This window comes from Lentzea atacamensis (assembly GCF_003269295.1).
Classification (GTDB): Bacteria; Actinomycetota; Actinomycetes; order Mycobacteriales; family Pseudonocardiaceae; genus Lentzea; species Lentzea atacamensis.
Genome location: NZ_QLTT01000003.1, coordinates 266,147 through 282,895, shown reverse-complemented (window position 1 = coordinate 282,895; position 16,749 = coordinate 266,147). Strand labels below are relative to the sequence as shown.

14 protein-coding genes and 1 pseudogene are annotated in these 16,749 nt (G+C 70.2%); 6 read left to right on the top strand and 9 right to left on the bottom strand.

The window, feature by feature from the left end; translation table 11 throughout:
* Window positions 1–27: 27 nt before the first annotated feature.
* Window positions 28–981: a cell division protein ZapE gene (zapE, locus tag C8D87_RS16055; RefSeq protein WP_215732326.1), complete on the bottom strand. Its 954-nt coding sequence runs from the start codon at window positions 979–981 to the stop codon at window positions 28–30.
* Between the two features lie 174 nt (window positions 982–1,155).
* Between zapE and C8D87_RS16050 the strand changes: the two genes are divergently transcribed.
* From C8D87_RS16050 to C8D87_RS16035, 4 genes are all read left to right on the top strand, one after another.
* Complete coding sequence (locus C8D87_RS16050) at window positions 1,156–2,664, top strand: ABC transporter substrate-binding protein (RefSeq protein ID WP_112227681.1); 1,509 nt, start codon at window positions 1,156–1,158, stop codon at window positions 2,662–2,664.
* On the top strand, window positions 2,664–4,400 hold the full coding sequence (locus C8D87_RS16045; protein ID WP_233442122.1) for an ABC transporter permease subunit: 1,737 nt from the start codon (window positions 2,664–2,666) through the stop codon (window positions 4,398–4,400). The genes C8D87_RS16050 and C8D87_RS16045 overlap by 1 nt, the downstream gene beginning before the upstream one ends.
* A complete protein-coding gene (locus C8D87_RS16040; RefSeq protein ID WP_112227679.1) occupies window positions 4,397–5,338 on the top strand; it encodes a pirin family protein in 942 nt (313 codons plus the stop codon). The genes C8D87_RS16045 and C8D87_RS16040 overlap by 4 nt, the downstream gene beginning before the upstream one ends.
* A 99-nt stretch (window positions 5,339–5,437) precedes the next feature.
* A complete protein-coding gene (locus C8D87_RS16035; protein WP_109638107.1) occupies window positions 5,438–5,839 on the top strand; it encodes an SsgA family sporulation/cell division regulator in 402 nt (133 codons plus the stop codon).
* Between the two features lie 96 nt (window positions 5,840–5,935).
* Here C8D87_RS16035 and C8D87_RS16030 read toward each other — a convergent pair whose 3' ends face one another.
* From C8D87_RS16030 to C8D87_RS15995, 7 genes and pseudogenes are all read right to left on the bottom strand, one after another.
* Window positions 5,936–6,838, bottom strand: a complete 903-nt coding sequence (locus C8D87_RS16030) for a lysyl endopeptidase (protein ID WP_233442121.1) — start codon at window positions 6,836–6,838, stop codon at window positions 5,936–5,938.
* 52 nt (window positions 6,839–6,890) lie between these two features.
* Window positions 6,891–7,109 (bottom strand): annotated as a pseudogene (locus tag C8D87_RS16025) (sugar phosphate isomerase/epimerase and 4-hydroxyphenylpyruvate domain-containing protein); the annotation flags it as partial.
* A gap of 357 nt (window positions 7,110–7,466) precedes the next feature.
* Window positions 7,467–8,396 (bottom strand): glycoside hydrolase family 6 protein, encoded by a 930-nt coding sequence (locus C8D87_RS16015; protein WP_112227255.1) that lies wholly within the window; start codon window positions 8,394–8,396, stop codon window positions 7,467–7,469.
* A gap of 87 nt (window positions 8,397–8,483) precedes the next feature.
* A complete protein-coding gene (locus tag C8D87_RS16010; RefSeq protein WP_112227254.1) occupies window positions 8,484–8,786 on the bottom strand; it encodes a hypothetical protein in 303 nt (100 codons plus the stop codon).
* A gap of 1 nt (window position 8,787) precedes the next feature.
* Window positions 8,788–10,392 carry a glycerol-3-phosphate dehydrogenase/oxidase gene (locus C8D87_RS16005; protein WP_112227253.1) on the bottom strand — a complete coding sequence of 535 codons (1,605 nt, stop codon included), beginning with the start codon at window positions 10,390–10,392 and terminating at the stop codon, window positions 8,788–8,790.
* A gap of 24 nt (window positions 10,393–10,416) precedes the next feature.
* Window positions 10,417–11,934, bottom strand: a complete 1,518-nt coding sequence (glpK, locus tag C8D87_RS16000; protein ID WP_112227252.1) for a glycerol kinase GlpK — start codon at window positions 11,932–11,934, stop codon at window positions 10,417–10,419.
* Window positions 11,935–11,955: 21 nt separating this feature from the next.
* Window positions 11,956–12,711: an MIP/aquaporin family protein gene (locus C8D87_RS15995; protein WP_112227251.1), complete on the bottom strand. Its 756-nt coding sequence runs from the start codon at window positions 12,709–12,711 to the stop codon at window positions 11,956–11,958.
* 243 nt (window positions 12,712–12,954) lie between these two features.
* Between C8D87_RS15995 and C8D87_RS15990 the strand changes: the two genes are divergently transcribed.
* Together C8D87_RS15990 and glpK (C8D87_RS15985) are read left to right on the top strand one after the other, a co-directional pair.
* Complete coding sequence (locus C8D87_RS15990) at window positions 12,955–13,719, top strand: IclR family transcriptional regulator (RefSeq protein ID WP_112227250.1); 765 nt, start codon at window positions 12,955–12,957, stop codon at window positions 13,717–13,719.
* 25 nt (window positions 13,720–13,744) lie between these two features.
* Window positions 13,745–15,238 (top strand): glycerol kinase GlpK, encoded by a 1,494-nt coding sequence (gene glpK, locus C8D87_RS15985; RefSeq protein ID WP_112227249.1) that lies wholly within the window; start codon window positions 13,745–13,747, stop codon window positions 15,236–15,238.
* Between the two features lie 70 nt (window positions 15,239–15,308).
* Here glpK (C8D87_RS15985) and C8D87_RS15980 read toward each other — a convergent pair whose 3' ends face one another.
* Window positions 15,309–16,685, bottom strand: coding sequence for an aminopeptidase P family protein (locus C8D87_RS15980; RefSeq protein WP_112227248.1), 1,377 nt, complete (start codon window positions 16,683–16,685; stop codon window positions 15,309–15,311).
* Window positions 16,686–16,749 lie beyond the last annotated feature (64 nt).

The following is a 16,749-nucleotide window of genomic DNA, read 5'->3' as shown; positions in this document are numbered from 1 at the left end:
TATCGGCGGTGGAAGCGGTCCGACTGTTCACCCGGTCGTGTTGATCAGCTCCAGACGGCTGGCGGTGCGCACGAGGTCGAGGGAGTCGCCGCCGACGATCTCGCTCAGCGGGTGATCGCTCACCAGCGTCAGCCGGACGTCGCGGTCGACCAGAACGTCCACGACGTTCGAGAACCGTTGCTGCGCCTCACGATCGCAGGTCTCCAGCCGCGGCACGGCGGTGATCACCCAGTCGTCGTAACGATCCGCGAGCACGAGGTAGTCCTGCGTGGACGTCGGTTTCTCGCACAGATCACCGAAGTCGAACCAGATGCGGCCGCCGCCGATCCCGAGTGCGGTGACGTCCCGGCCGTTGATCTCCAGAACGACCGGCGCGGCCGGTGGTTCGGCGTCGGTGACGATCGAGCCGGTCTCGAACCGGGAGCGCGGGCGGCCGTGCAGGTGCCGGTAGTCGGTGGCGCCGTTGAGCTCGACCGCGTCCATCAGTTCCTTCACCAGCGCGATGCCTGGCAGGAAGTGGTCGTGGTACAGCGGGTTGGGCAGCAGGCCGTCCGGCGGGTAGTTGGACGTGGCGACGACCATGACACCGCGCGCCTTCAGGACTTCCAGCAGGCGGGTCATCAGCATCGCGTCGCCGACGTCGTGCAGGTGGAACTCGTCGAACGCCAGCACGTCGCAACGGCCGATCAGCTCGTCGACGGCCTTCTTCACCGCGCCCGGTGAATGCAGACGGGCTGAGATGCGTGCGTGCAGCTCCTGGAAGAAGGAGTGGAAGTGCACGCGGCGTTTGCGTCTCACGGGCAGCACGTCGAAGAAGGCGTCCGCGAGGAAGCTCTTGCCCCGGCCGACCGGCCCGTGCAGGTAGACGCCCCGGCGGCGCTCCCCCAGCTCCGCCAGCCGGTCGACGGCGACCAGCTGAGCGGCGTCCAGTTCGTAGCCGCTGCCCGACACGTGTGCGAGCAGCGCGTCGCGAAGATTCACAAGTACCCCCGCGCCACCCTACGATCACGCGCCCCGGCGCCACCTGCGACCCACCTCATCGTTGAGATTTCAATCACCTTAGAATCATTGGTAAGGCTTGCCTTATAAGCTGACCCGGCCTCGATTCCACCGATCAGAGGCGTGACCGACTTCTCCGCCCCGACAGGACCCACCGTGCGCTCACCGCTCCACCGCCTCTTCGCCGCGCTCGCCCTCACCCCGCTGCTGGCCGGTTGTTTCGCCGCGGGCGGTGACGCGAACACCGCGACGAGCGGCCGGTTGAAGGTCGCGCTCGCCGTGCCGCCGGTGCAGGCGCTGTCGCCGTACAGCAACGACGCCACCGTGCTGGGCAAGCTGTCCGTGGCCGAAGGGCTCACCGCGCTGGGCAAGGACGGCGCCGCCGCGCCGGCACTGGCGAAGTCGTGGACCCGCAAGGACGACACCACCTGGGTCTTCGAGCTGCGCCAGGCGAAGTTCCAGGACGGCACGGAGTTCACCGCCGAGTCGGTCGTCAACGCGCTCGACCACGCCGGCGCGGCCAAGTCCAAGCCCCGCGTCCTCAGCGACGTGACGCTGACCGTGAAGGCAGACGACGCCGACACCGTCACGATCACCACCAAGACCGCCGACCCGGTGCTCCCCCTGCGGCTCGCCAGCCCCGCGCTCGGCATCCTCGCCGCGAAGGCGTACGCGGCGGACGGCACCGTCACCCCGATCGGCACCGGCACCGGTCCGTTCAAGATCACCAAGCTGACCGGGAAGACGGGCGCGACGCTCGACCGCTTCGACGACTACTGGGGCGGGCAGGCCAAGGCGGCCGGCATCGACGTGTCCTGGATCGCCGACGGTGCCGCTCGCACCAACGCACTGCGCTCGGGCGAGGTGGACATCGCCGAGTGGATCCCCACCGCCCAGGCGAAGCTGCTCGACGTGAACACCCGCCACGACGTGCCGTCCGTGCGGACCGACAGCCTGATCCTCAACACCGCCGCCGGAATCTTCACCGACGAGTCGCTGCGGGCCTCGGCCCGCGCGGCCGTGGACGGTTCCGCACTCGTCAACTCGGTCTTCGGCGGCTACGCCGACGCCGCGCAGGGTCTCTTCGGACCCGCTGTCGGGTGGGCGTCCGGCCAGCGGGTCCCGGTGACCGGCAGGGCGACCGCCGCGACCACCGACGAGATCAAGGCGAAGACGCAGGGCAGGACGCTGCGCCTGGCCGCCTACACCAACCGCGCCGAACTGCCCGAGGCCGCGTCCGTTCTGCAGCAGCAGCTGGAGAAGGCCGGGTTCACCGTCCAGCAGGACGTGCGCGAGTACACGCAGATGGAGGCCGACCTCCTCGCCGGCAAGTACGACGCGCTCCTGCTGTCACGGGTGACGCTGCTCGACACCGGTGACGCGGTCGCGTACCTCACGAGCGACTTCATGAGCACCGGCGTCTACAACATCGCCGACCTGAAGGACCCCACCGTCGACCAGGCGATCGCCGCCGCTGCCGCGGAAGCAGGCACCGCGGAGCGGCAGCAGAAGATCATGCGGGCGGAGGCGGAGATCCTGCGCACCGGCGCCGTCATCCCGCTGGTCAACGAGAAGGTCGTGCAGGGCGTCAGCACGCGCGTCGAGGGAGTGCTGCTCGACCCGCGTGAGCGCTCGCTGATCACCGTCGACACCCGGCTGAAGTAGTGCGCGGTCTGGCCGGCCGCGTCGTCGCCGGAGCGGCTCTGCTGGCGACCGTCGCGATGCTGCCCTGGTTGTCCGGGACGGATCCCGCGCAGACGGTGCTGCGGGCCCGTTCCGGTGACCAGGACCCCACCCCGGAGCAACTGGCAGCCGTCCGGGACGAGCTCGGTCTGGACAACGGGCCGTTCACGCACCTCGCGCGATGGCTGAGCGGCGACGCCGGCACCTCCTGGGTCTCGGGCGAACCCGTCCTGCCCGCGGTGTCGAACGCCTTCGCCGTCTCGCTCACGCTGATGGCCGGCGCCCTCGTGGTGACCATCGCCGTCGCCGCCCTGCTCTGCGCCCGCACCACGTACCTCGGATCGCGGCAGCTGCTGCGCGACAGCCGGGCGGGCACGGGGGCGGCGTTCCTCGCCGCACTGCCCAAGTTCCTGCTCGCCTCACTGCTCGCGACGGTGTTCGCGGTGTGGCTGGGGTGGTTTCCCTCCGGCGGCTGGCAGGGGCCCGCGTCGATGGTGCTGCCCGCGTTCGCGCTCGGCGTGCCGTCCGGGGCGGTGATCGGCGCCCTGCTCGAGCAGTCGCTGCCCGCCACGTTCGACGAGCCGTGGGTGCGGACCTGGCACGCCTGCGGGTTCACCTCCGGCCGCATCGCCTGGCACGCGCTGCGCGGCGCCCTGGCGGGAGTGCTCCCGCAGTTCCTGCCCAGCGTCGTCGGGCTGGTCGGCGGCGCGGTGGCGGTGGAGAAGATCTTCAACATCCCCGGCCTCGGCAGGCTCGCGCTGGACGCCGCACTGGCCCAGGACCTGCCACCGCTGCAGACCGCGACGCTGGGTCTCATCCTGCTCGGCTTCGCCGCGGGCCTGCTGGTCCAGCTCCTGCGCCGCGCTCTGCTCGGCCCAGCACTGCGCGACGGCGGGCTCATGGCCACGCGTCCCCCGGTCCTGCCGCCCCGTCGTTCGGCCCGCTGGGTGGCGGCGTTCTGCGCGGTCACCCTGATCACGCTGGTCGTGGCCGGGCTGCTCCGCGACCCGTTGCAGGTCGACACGGCCTCCCGCCTGCTGTCCCCGTCGCTCGCCCATCCGCTGGGCACGGACGCGCTCGGCCGCGACGTACTCGCCCGGCTCGGACACGGCGCGGTGCGCACGACGGGGGTCGCCGTCGCGGTGACGGCGGTCTGCGTGGTCCTCGGGCTGCTGCTCGCGCTGACCGGAAAGATCAGCTCGGGGCTGACCGAGATGATGTCGACTTTGCCTGCCGTCCTGGCCGGGCTGCTCACGACCGCGGTCACCGGCCCGTCCGTGTGGGGCGCCGCCGCGGCGGTCTGCCTGGTGGGCTGGACCCCGTACGCCGCACAGGCCGCTGCGCAGTTCGAGCAGGAGCGGGCGACCGATCACATCACCGCGTCGGTCGCGCTGGGCGCCTCACCGGCGCACCTGCTGCGCCACCACCTGCTCCCGGCCGTGCTGCCTCCCTTGCTGCGCAACGCGCTGCTGCGCCTGCCCACCACCGTCCTCGTGCTCGCCTCACTCGGTTTCCTCGGTCTGGGCGAGCAACCGCCCACCCCTGAGTGGGGCCGGCTGCTGTCGGAGAACCAGCAGTACCTCGAGCTCGCGCCGTGGACGACGCTCGGACCGGCCTGCGCGCTCGTCCTGCTTTCGGTGCTCGCCGTGACCGGCACCGCGACGCGACGCCCGGCACGCCGATCAGCGGCAGCGTCCGGCCTACGATCGGCCACGTGAGCAATGTCGAGGCCGAGCCCGCGGAAGTGACGTGCAGCTCCACCCCCGGTGGGGCGGAGATCCTGGAGCCGAGGGACGTACCGCTGGGCGGTCCGCGCGCGATGTCGGTGCGCCGGACGTTGCCGCAGAAGCAGCGATCGCTCATCGGCGCGTGGTGCTTCTGCGACCACTACGGGCCCGACGACGTGAAGATGGACGTCGCCCCGCACCCCCACACCGGGCTGCAGACCGTCAGCTGGCTCTTCACCGGCGAGATCGAACACCGCGACAGCCACGGCGTGCACGCGTTCGTGCGGCCGGGAGAGCTGAACCTGATGACCGGCGGACGCGGCATCGCGCACTCCGAGGTGTCGACCCCGTCGTCCACCGTCCTGCACGGCGTGCAGCTGTGGGTCGCGCTGCCGGACGCCCACCGGGACGCCCCGCGCGACTTCCAGCACTACGCGCCGCCGGCGGTGACGCTGGACGGCGCCGCGGTGCGGGTGTTCCTCGGCGAACTGGCGGGTTCGACGTCTCCTGTGACCACGTTCACACCGCTGCTCGGCGCGGAGATCATCCTGCCCGCAGGGGCAACGATCGAGCTCGGCGTGGCTCCCGGGTTCGAGCACGGCGTCCTGCTCGACACCGGTGACGTCACCGTCGGCGAAACCGCTCTCACCCCCGGCGCGCTCGGCTACGTCGGCACCGGCCGCACCACGCTGACCTTGGGAACTCGGGACGGCGCAAGGGTTGTGCTGCTCGGCGGCGAGCCGTTCGGCGAGGAGATCGTCATGTGGTGGAACTTCGTGGGCCGCACCCACGACGAGATCGTCTCCTACCGGGACGAATGGCAGGCGGAGGCCGACAGGTTCGGCCGGGTGGACGGTTACGACGGCGTCCGTTTGCCAGCTCCACCACTTCCCGGTGGCCGTCTGCGTCCGCGCGGCAACCCCGCGTGACGGTTGTCAAAAGTCATACTCCCGGACCGTTGAAAATCACGTTCCGATCGCTTTTCCTGAGCGAGGCATCCACGAAGGTTGCCGCGCGTCTAAGGGGGCATGACGAACGTGACACGAGTGGGCGCCGAGTCCGTCTTCGCCTTCATCGCCCCGTCCGGGCGCCCCATGCCCGTCGAGGTCGAGCTCGGCTACCGCGCCGACGACCCGCACGCCGTGACCATGACGTTCCGCATGGGACGCCAGGAAACGGTGTGGCTGGTCAGCCGCGACCTGCTCGCCGACGGACTGATCACCACCAGCGGTGCGGGTGACGTGCGGCTGCGGCCGTACAACTCGACGACCGCCGTGCTGGAGCTGCGGTCCGACGTGTCGGAGGCCATCTTCCACGTGCGGTCCTCCGAGCTGCAGGAGTTCCTCAACTCCACGTACGACGTAGTCGCCCCCGGTCACGAGAACGACTACGTCGACTTCGACGCCGAACTGCGCAAGCTGCTCGACTAGGTGGCGTGGCCCGGAACGTTGCCGGGCGAATTCGCGGTCAGACGCGAGGTGCCCTGCTGAGCGTGAATCACCTCGCCAACGGTCCGGGACGCGCCACTAGCTGACGCCGTTGCGGATCGCGCGCGCGTAGGCCGCCGCGGTCCCCTGCGCGGAGCACTTCTTCATGTCGTCGTAGAGCCACATGAAGCCACCGGTGATCCCGGCCGAACCGCGCCACGACCGCATCTTGCTCTCCACGGTCGCGGGCGAGTCACCGGCCGCGCACCCGGAACCGTGCTTGCTCCAGAGTCCGGGATCCACCGTCAGGCCGAGCGCCCGGTTCCAGGTGGCCGGGTTGTTGCCGGCGCCGCCCGCATAGCCCTGCAGGTACACGCGGTCGACCATCGTGCCGAGGTTGTTCTTCAGGCCCGCCCAGAACGACTGGTTCGTGTACGGCGCGAACGTGAACTTCGAGTACCCGAGCCCCGCGGCCATCCGCGCGAACGCCGCCGTCGGGCCGACCTGGTAGTACGACTCGTCGTCGTTGTTGATCGCGTCCGCACCGGTGGCGGTCTTCAGCACCTGGAAGTTGCGGTGCAGGATGCTCGACGGCCCGGTGCCCTGAGAGCTGATCAGCTTGGCGATGTTCTCCCAGTCCGGCACCGCCCAGGCACCGACCGACACCTCGATCCGGTTGACGCTCGTCGGTGCCTGCTTGAGCGTCCGCAACCGCGCGGGCCAGCCGGCATCGCCGACGTACCGGCCGTCCCGCACGATCAGGACGTCGTTGTAGTACAGGTCGCCGCTGGGGTGAACGTGGATGCTCCAGAGGATCACGGTCGTGAACCCGGAGGCGCGCAGGGTGTTCATCACGGCTTGCCCGTCCGAGTAGAACGGGCCACCGCCGAAGATCGCCGATCGCGGTGACTGCTGCGCCGCGGCGGGTGCGGAGCCGAGTGCGGTCAGGGCGCACAGGGCCGGCACGGCCGCGAGGAGAGCGGGGAACCAGCGCCGCCTCATCACGAATGTCCCTTCGTCAGGCGGCGGCCCGGCTCTCACGATAGCGCCGTGATCAAGCTCTGCCCGCGCACTGCCTCGCCTCGTGACGGGCCGCCATCCGGACGGCCGCGTTGGCCACGCCGAAGCCGCGGTAGTCACCGATCCGCTCGACCACCTCGAAGAACACCCTCGCACCCGCCAGTTCGGTGTAGAAGTGCAGGAACTCGCCGTGCTCGTCGCGGTCGTAGAGCACCGAGTGCTCCCGCAGTGCGCTGATGCGATCGGCCGGCAGCTGTTCGGGGTGGCCCACTCCGCGATCAACGGCATCTGGCCGTCGCTGTACGACGAGATGTTCAGCACCGAGGTCAGGCTGTCCGGCATGGCGATCGGCACGCAGGTCGGCTTCGCGATCGCGGGTCTCGCGCCGAGCGTGGTGTCGGCGATCGGCTCCGGCCGCGACGACTGGGTCGGTGTCGCGATCTTCACGGCGGCGGTGTGCGTGCTGAGCGCGGCCGCGATCGCCACGGGACGCGAGACGTTCGGCGTCCCACGGCAGAACTCGGCCGCCCGGCGCTGGGGTCACGCGTTCCCGCCCCGGCTCAGGCCTGAGAGCTCGGAGGCCGCCCACGGTCGTGGGCGGCCTCGTCCGTCAGTACCCGTAGACCAGGTCGTACGCGAGCTGCGGATCGAACTTGCCGGCCTCGACGTTCGGCGCCTTGCCGCACTTGCCGTCCGAGTCACCGGGCACCTTGACCCACAACAGCATCTCCGCGCCACCGCCGGTGCGGGCGGGCGTGCCGAGCTTGCGTCCGCCGGGGTTGCACCACTCGCCGTTGTGGCCGTTGCCGTTGCGGCTGGTGTCGATCACGTACGGCTTGGTGATGCCGAGCGCGGTGTTGACCGCGTTGCCGTACGTCGTCGACGCCGCGGTGGTGTGGTAGTTCGACACGTTGATCGAGAAGCCGCGCACGTTGCGCACTCCAGCGTTGTTGAGCCGAGTGGCCATGGTGCCGGCGGGCACCCACTGCGCGTTGCCCGCGTCGAGGTAGGCCCAGGTGTTGGGCGCCTTGGCCTTGAACTGCTCGGTGGCGTACTTGATCATCGCGGTGCGCTCGGCGATCTTGGCGTCGGTCATGCAGTTGAAGTCCGCCAGGGAGTCCGGCTCGATCACCACGACGGCGGGGCGGGAGCCGATGGCCGACGCGAACGCGGAGATCCAGGCGCGGTAGGCCTCGGGGGTGCCGGCGCCGCCGCCCGAGTGGCCACCGCAGGCGTCGCGGCCGGGGATGTTGTACGCCACCAGCACCGGCAGCTTGGTGCCGGTCTTGTTCACGTAACCGCCGACCGCCGTCTTGATGTCACCGCTCCAGCTGCCGAACCAGCGGGCGATCGGCTTGGAGGAGATGTTGTTCTTGATCGCGGCGTTCCGGCCGTCGCTCGGGTTGGTGCGCACCCACACGGCGGGGTTGGAGTCCGGGTCGACGTAGAAGCCGTCGGTGAGGCTGACGGGACTGGCGGCGTGGGCGGCCGGGGCGGTCGCCACGACGGCCAGCAGGGCCAGCGCGAGTGCTCTCATCATGGCTCGCACACTCGCGCGGGCCGCTTAAGAGGCGGTAAGCCGGGGTTGAATCGCCAGGCCGGCGCAGGGGTCCCCTCGCAGCTCAACCTACTCGGCACCACTGACGATCCCGGACTGGATCGGCAGCAGCGGCGCCACCACCCGCGCGAGCGGCCCGCTGCGGAACGTCCCGCCGACCGGCCCGGCGAACGGCGAGCCCAGGTCCGGTGTGTCGGGCAACCGGGCCCAGACCGCCCACCTCTCGTCCCAGGCCTGGATCACGTCGAGATGCCCGCCGGGCAGGAATCGGGTCAGGTGCACTCCCGCGACCTGCCCGGTGTTGCCCAGCAGCGGTAACAGCCGGAACCCACCTTCGCGCCGCAACCGCTCGATCAGCTCCGCGCCGTCCATCTCATCTCGCCGCCATCTCCGCGTACTCGCGGTAGGCCAGCACCGCCGCGTCGCGCTCGGCACCGGACCACCCCAGCGGACCGGCGATCAGATCAGCCACCTGACCGGCCACCGACGCGCCCTGGTCGAGGTGCTCGACCGCGATCCGGGTGCGCCGCGCCAGCACGTCCTCGAGGTCGAGCGCGCCCTCGTGCGTCACCGCGTACACGATCTCCGCCGCCAGGTACCCGGCCACGTCGGCCGAGAGCGACGGGTCCTGGGCGATCAGGGCGAGCACGTCGGACACCGCGGAGCCGTGGCGTCGCAGCAGACGCTCCACAGTGGACGTGGGCAGGCCGGACTCGGCGGCGACTCGAGCCCGGTCCGCCCACAGCTCGTGGTAACCGACCGCGCCGCACAACGGCAGCCGGGCGGTCAGCGACGGTGCGACGGCGCGGCCGAGACCGGACACCGCGGAGTTCACGACGTCCGCCGCCATCACGCGGTAGGTCGTGTACTTGCCACCGGCGATCACGAAGAAGCCCGGCTCCGGTTGTGCCACAGCGTGTTCGCGCGACAGCTTGGCCGTGTCGCCGGACGCGCCGTCGAGCAGCGGCCGCAGACCCGCATAAGTACCAACGACGTCGTCGACCGAGAGCGGCGAGCGCAGCACCGCGTTGACGTGGTCGAGGATGTAGGAGACGTCCTCGGAAGTGGCCGAAACCGCAGCAGGATCGCCGGAGTACGCCGTGTCCGTGGTGCCGATGATCCAGTAACGGCCCCACGGGATCACGAACAGCACCGACTTCTCGGTCCGCGTGATCAGCCCGCCGTCCAGCTGGATCTTCGAGCGGTCCACCAGGACGTGCACGCCCTTGGACATCCGCACGTGGAACGGCGGCCTGCCGGGGCTCATCGCGTTCAGCGAGTCGGTCCACACACCGGTCGCACTGATCACCCGCCGCGCCCGGACGTCGATCAGAGACCCGTCCACCGAAACACGCGCGCCCGACACGCGGCCGCCGGACCTCAGCAGCGACGTGACCCGAGCCCGCGACAGGACCGTGGCGCCGTGCTGGGCGGCCGTGCGCACCAGGGTCAGGACCAGCCGGGCGTCGTCCATCTGCGCGTCGTAGTACCGGATCGCGCCGGCGAACTTCGAAACATCGACCGACGGCCCGACCTGAGCCATCCGGCCGCGAGACAGATGCCGGTGCATCGGTACCGCCCCGGCGCCACCCATCGTGTCGTAGAGCAGCACACCTGCGCCGACATAAGCGCGTTCCCACTGCTTTTCCAGCGGGAAGAGGAACGGCACCGGCCGCACCAGGTGCGGTGCGAGCCGGCGCAGCAACAGGCCGCGTTCCTTCAGAGCTTCCCGGACCAGCTTGAACTCCAGCTGTTCCAGGTACCGCAGCCCGCCGTGGACGAGCTTGCTGGACCGGCTCGACGTGCCCGCCGCCCAGTCGTGTGCCTCGACCAGCGCGACGGAGAGGCCGCGCGACGCCGCGTCCAGCGCCGCGCCCGCACCGACCACACCACCTCCGACCACGAGCACGTCGAACTCCGTCGAGCCCAGCGAACGCACCGCGTCAGCGCGCCGAGCCGGATCCAGCCTTGCGAACAACTTCAGCTCCTAGGGAAGAAACGCTCAGCGGACGTCGGAGTCGACCCAGTCGAACGACTTGGTGACGGCCTTCTTCCAGTTGCGGTACTCGCGCTCGCGCTCGTCGGCGGCGAGCTCGGGCGTCCAGCGCTTGTCCTCTGCCCAGTTCGCGCGCAGCTCGTCCAGCGACGACCAGTAGCCGACAGCCAGACCGGCGGCGTACGCGGCACCCAGCGCGGTCGTCTCGGCGACGACCGGACGCACCACCGGCACGTCGAGAACGTCGGCCTGGAACTGCATCAGCAGCTCGTTCGCGACCATGCCGCCGTCGACCTTCAGCTCGGTCAGCGGCACGCCGGAGTCGGCGTTCATCGCGTCCAGGACCTCACGGGTCTGGAACGCCGTCGCCTCCAGCACGGCACGCGCCAGGTGGCCCTTGTTGACGAACCGGGTCAGGCCGACGACCGCGCCACGCGCGTCCGCCCGCCAGTACGGGGCGAAGAGACCGGAGAACGCGGGCACGAAGTACGCGCCACCGTTGTCCTCGACCGACCGCGCCAGCGTCTCGATCTCCGGCGCGGAGCCGATGATGCCGAGGTTGTCGCGCAGCCACTGCACCAGCGAGCCGGTGACCGCGATCGAGCCTTCCAGCGCGTAGACGGGAGCCTCGTCGCCGATCTTGTAGCAGACCGTCGTCAGCAGGCCGTTCTTCGACGCGACCTTCTCGGTGCCGGTGTTCAGCAGCATGAAGTTGCCGGTGCCGTAGGTGTTCTTCGCGGTGCCCGGCTCGTAGCAGGCCTGGCCGAACGTCGCGGCCTGCTGGTCGCCGAGGATGCCCGCGATCGGCACGCCCTTCAGCACCCCGCCGGGACCACCGTTGCCGTAGACCTCCGAGGAGGAACGGATCTCCGGGAGCATGGACAGCGGAATGCCCATCTCGGCGGCGATCTCCGCGTCCCACTGCAGGGTGTCGAGGTCCATCAGCATGGTCCGCGACGCGTTGGTCACGTCGGTCGCGTGCACGCCGCCGTTGGGGCCGCCGGTGAGGTTCCACAGCGTCCACGTGTCGGTGTTGCCGAACAGCAGGTCGCCGGCCTCCGCGCGCTCACGGGCGCCCTCTACGTTGTCGAGGATCCAGCGGATCTTCGGGCCGGAGAAGTAGGTCGCCAGCGGCAGGCCGACCTTGGCCTTGTACCGCTCGGCACCGCCGCCCAGTGCGCCGAGCTCCTCGACGATCGCCTGCGTGCGGGTGTCCTGCCAGACGATCGCGTTGTAGACGGGCTCGCCGGTGTTGCGGTCCCACACCACCGCGGTCTCGCGCTGGTTGGTGATGCCGACGGCGGCGAGGTCACCGGTGTTGAGGTCGGCGGCGGCGAGCGCCTGGCCGATCACGAACCGGGTGTTCTCGGAGATCTCGAGCGGGTTGTGCTCGACCCAGCCCGCGCGCGGGAAGATCTGCTCGTGCTCCTTCTGACCCACGGCGACGATGGAGCCGCTGTGGTCGAAGATGATCGCCCGCGTGCTGGTCGTGCCCTGGTCGACGGCGAGAACGTACTGCGTCATCGAAAAGTCCTTTCAGGATGGTCAGAACGCGAGCGAGGCGACGACACCGGCGATGGCACCGCCGATGATCGGGCCGACGACCGGCACCCAGGCGTAACCCCAGTCGGAGTCCTTCTTGCCAACAGCCTCGCCATCGGTGCCCTTGTACGAGAGCGGCAGCAGGGCGTGCGCGATGCGCGGGCCGAGGTCGCGGGCGGGGTTGATCGCGTAGCCGGTGGGGCCACCGAGCGAGGCACCGATGCCGACGACCAGCAGTGCGGCGGCCAGCGGGCCGATCTGGGTCGGGGTCTTGCCGAACGCGAGGATCACGAAGACCAGGACGAACGTGCCGATGATCTCGCACACCAGGTTCCAGGTGTAGCTGCGGATCGCCGGGCCGGTGGAGAAGACGGCGAGCTTGAGGCCCTCGTCGGGCGTCTCGTCGAAGTGCGGCTTGTACGCGAGCCACGCGAGGACGGCGCCGAGGAACGCGCCGAGCAACTCACCGGCGAAGTACACGACCGTCGAGCCCGCGCTGACCGGAACACCAGGGGCGTACTCAGCCGCACCGCTGGTCAGAATGCCGATGGTCACGGCAGGGTTGAGGTGCGCACCCGACTTGTACGCGACGTACACACCGGCGAAGACACCGAGGCCCCAGCCGAAGTTGATCAACAGCCACCCGCCGTCGAAGCCCTTCGACTTGGCGAGCAGCACGTTGGCCACCACGCCCGCACCCAGCAACAGCAGGATGCCCGTACCGAGCACCTCGCTGAGGAACACTGACCCGAGACCCACGCTGGCCTCCCATTCGTCCTTGAACGGTTGATCACCCGCTGGTGATTGAGGCGCAACGTAATGACCCAGGTCACGCCAGCTCAACGGGCACGTTTCGACAATGTCGACACCTACCGGGTGCAAAGCTGTGACCACTCGGTCACGCTGTGCTCAGACAAGGCGTTTCCGGGCGTTTTCCTGGGGCGATGACGGCCGTGGCGGTTCGACATTGCCGACACGGGTCGTCTCAATTACGTTTCTCGCGTGCCGGGACCCATCCAGTCGATCGAACGCGCCGCAGCCGTGCTGCGGCTGCTCGCGCGTGGCTCCGGCCATCACGGTCTCACGGAGATCGCCGACTCGCTCGGCCTCGCGCGCGGCACCGCCCACGGGATTCTCCGGACGCTGCAACGGGTCGAGTTCGTCGAGCAGGACCAGACCACCGGCCGCTACCGGCTCGGCGCCGCGCTGCTGCACCTCGGCACCTCCTACCTCGACGCGAACGAGCTGCGTTCGCGGTCGATCAACTGGGCGGACACGCTGGCCGCGCGGTCGGGCCAGGAGGTCAGGATCGGCATGCACCACGACGGTGCCGTGCTCGTCGTGCATCACGTGTTCCGTCCGGACGACTCGGTGCAGACCCTCGGCATCGGCGCGATGCTGCCGTTGCACGCGACCGCGCTCGGCAAGGTGCTCCTCGCCTACGACCCGGACCTGTCGGCGGCCGCACGCCGGCGCGAGCTGACGTCGTTGACGCGCAGGACGATCACGCGCGCCCAGGCGCTGGAACGGGTGCTGACCGAGGTGCGAGCGCAGGGCTGGGCGGGTGAGGCCGAGGAGTACATGCCCGGCGAGGCCAGCATCGCCGCGCCGATCCGGATTCCCGGCGGCCTCGTCGTCGGCGCGATCGGCATCTCCGGCCCCGTCGACCGGCTGTGCGACTCCGCGGGACGGCCGCGTGCGACGCTGGTGCGCCAGGTGTCCCAGGCCGCGGAAGCGGTCACCACGTCTCTGGTCGACGAGAACTGAAAGGCGAGCCGTGCAACGGTTTGTGATGGCGATCGACCAGGGGACGACGTCGACGCGCTGCATCGTGTTCGACCAGAACGCCCGCCTGGTCGCGGTCGCCCAGCGCGAACACCGCCAGTACCACCCGCGGCCGGGCTGGGTCGAGCAGGACGCCGTCGAGATCTGGCGCAACGTCGACCGGATCATGCCGCAGGCGTTGCGGCAGGCGGGAATCACGGCCGACCAGGTCGTCGCGCTGGGCATCACGAACCAGCGCGAGACGTTCGTGCTGTGGGACCGCCACACCGGCGTCCCCATCGGCCGGGCGATCGTGTGGGAGGACATCCGCACCGAGGAACTCGTTGCCCAGCTGGGGAAACAGCCGGGCATCGAGGAGGTCCGCGAGCGCTGCGGCCTGCCGCTCGCGACCTACTTCTCGGCGCCGTCGTTGCGCTGGATGCTGGACAACGTGGCAGGGCTGCGGGCGAAGGCGGAACGCGGCGACGTTCTGTTCGGCACCATGGACACCTGGCTGATCTGGAACCTCACCGGCGGCGTGAACGGCGGCCTGCACGTCACGGACGTGACCAACGCGTCGCGGACCATGCTGATGAACCTCGGTTCGCGGCAATGGGATCCGATGCTGCTGGACTTCTTCGGCGTGCCCGCGGCGATGCTGCCGGAGATCAGGCCGTCGACCGAGATCCGCGGCACGACCACGCGCGTCGTGCCGGGCATCTCGATCACGGCGGCGCTGGGCGACCAGCACGCGGCGCTGTTCGGGCAGACGTGCTTCGAGAAGGGGTCGATCAAGGGCACCTACGGCACCGGCGGCTTCCTGTTGATGAACACCGGCACCGAGCTGGTGCGGTCCAAGCACGGGCTGCTGACGACGATCGGCTACCAGATCGGCGGCGAGCCCGCGTACGCGCTGGAAGGCTCGATCGCCGTCGCGGGGTCGCTGGTGCAGTGGTTCCGCGACAACCTCGGGCTGATCCACAGCGCGCCGGAGATCGAGACCTTGGCGCGCACGGTGAAGGACAACGGCGGCTGCTACATCGTGCCGGCGTTCTCGGGGCTCTTCGCGCCGCACTGGCTCGCGCAGGCACGCGGGCTCGTCGTCGGGCTGACCTCGTACATCAACAAGGGGCACCTGGCACGGGCCGTGCTGGAGGCGACCGGGTGGCAGACGCGTGAGGTCGTCGACGCGATGAACGCCGACCTCGGGGCGCCGACGCCGGTTCTGAAGGTGGACGGCGGGATGACCGCCGACCACCTGCTGATGCAGTTCATCGCGGACGTGCTGGACATCCCGGTGATGCGGCCGCTGGTCGCGGAGACCGTGTCACTGGGTGCCGCCTACGCCGCGGGCCTCGCCGCCGGATACTGGCCGGATCTCGAGGGCCTGCGCCGCAACTGGCATCTGGCCGCGCGGTGGAACCCGGTGATGGACGCCCGGCACCGCGAGGACGAGTACGCGAACTGGAAACGGGCCATCGAGCTCACGTTCGCGTGGGCCCGCTCCACCCCGTCCACTTAGGACTTTTGGCGTCTGCAAGTACTACCAACCTGAAGCCTGGTAGTACTTGCAGACGCCCCGACCAACAGGGTCAGGAGCGCTGTTTGCGGACCCAGGCGGCGACGTCGTCGGCCTCGATCGGGAGCGCGTCGGAGAGGACGTCCGCGCCGGTCGAGGTGACCACCAGGTCGTCCTCGATGCGCACGCCGATGCCGCGCAGCTCCGGCGGCAGGGTCTCGTCGTTCGGGTGGAAGTAGAGGCCGGGCTCGACGGTCAGCGCCATGCCGCGCTCCAGGATGCCCTGCTGGTAGGTCTCCTGGCGCGCGTCGGCGCAGTCGTGCACGTCCAGGCCGAGGAAGTGCCCGGTGCCGCAGACGATGTAGCGGCGGTGGTGCTGGCCGCTCGGGTCGAGCGCCTTGTCGACGCTGACCGGCAGCAGGCCCCAGTCGTGCAGGCCCTCGGCCAGCACGCGCATCGCGGTGTGGTGGAAGGCGCTGTAGTCGTTGCCGGGCCTGACTTCCGCAAGCGCCGCGACGTGCGACTTGTACACGAGGTCGTACACCTGACGCTGGGGCTCGCTGAACTCGCCGCTGACCGGGAACGTGCGCGTGACGTCCGCGGTGTAGAGGGAGTTCATCTCGACGCCCGCGTCGAGCAGCAGCAGGTCGGTCTCGTTCACGCGGCCGTCGCAGCGCGTCCAGTGCAGCACCGGGGCGTGCGGTCCGGCGGCGACGATCGAGGTGTAGCCGGGACCGTTGCCCTCGGTGCGGGCGCGGCGGTCGAACGTGCCCTGCAGCCAGCGCTCTCCCCCGCCGCGCACGGCCTGGCCGAGCTCCATGGCGACGTCCGCGAAGCCCTTGACGCTGGCGTCGACGGCCTGGCGCAGCTGGTCGATCTCCCAGCCGTCCTTGATGCGGCGCAGCTCGGCGAGCGTGGTGCGCAGCTCGTCGCTGTGGGAACCGGTCAGCGCGTCGAGCAGCGGGTCGACGCCCTTGGCGGTCAGCGTCTCCGGGTGACGGCCGCGCAGCGCGTGCGCGAGGTCCTCCAGCGGGCGGGCCGTGATGCCGAGCGCCTCGCCCCACTCCTTCGGCCCGGCGGCGGCGCCGATCCAGAACGGGCTGCGGTCGGCGTCGCCGAAGAAGTCGACGCTGTGGGCCTCCGACGGCACCGGCACGAACAGCGTGGCGTCCTCCGCGGACAGAACGAGCACCGCGCCCTCGACCTGGCAGCCGGTCAGCCACACGAAGTCGCTGTCCGCGCGGAACTCGTGGAACGTGTCGTTGGACCGGACGTGCGCGCGGCCCGCTGCCAGGGCGATCCGCTTGCCCGGCAGAGCGGCGACGAGCTTGGCGCGGTGCGCCGCGGAGGCCTCGGCGGTGCCCTTCGGCAGGTCGATGTGGCTGTCCCACTCACCCCAGCCGTCGCGGATGTACGTGCGGAAACCGTCCGCGTCCACCAGTTTCGCCATGTCGCGGCGTGTCCGAGCCAATTCCGGTCCTTTCGGGGAACGTCCTTCTCGGCCAGCCTCCCTC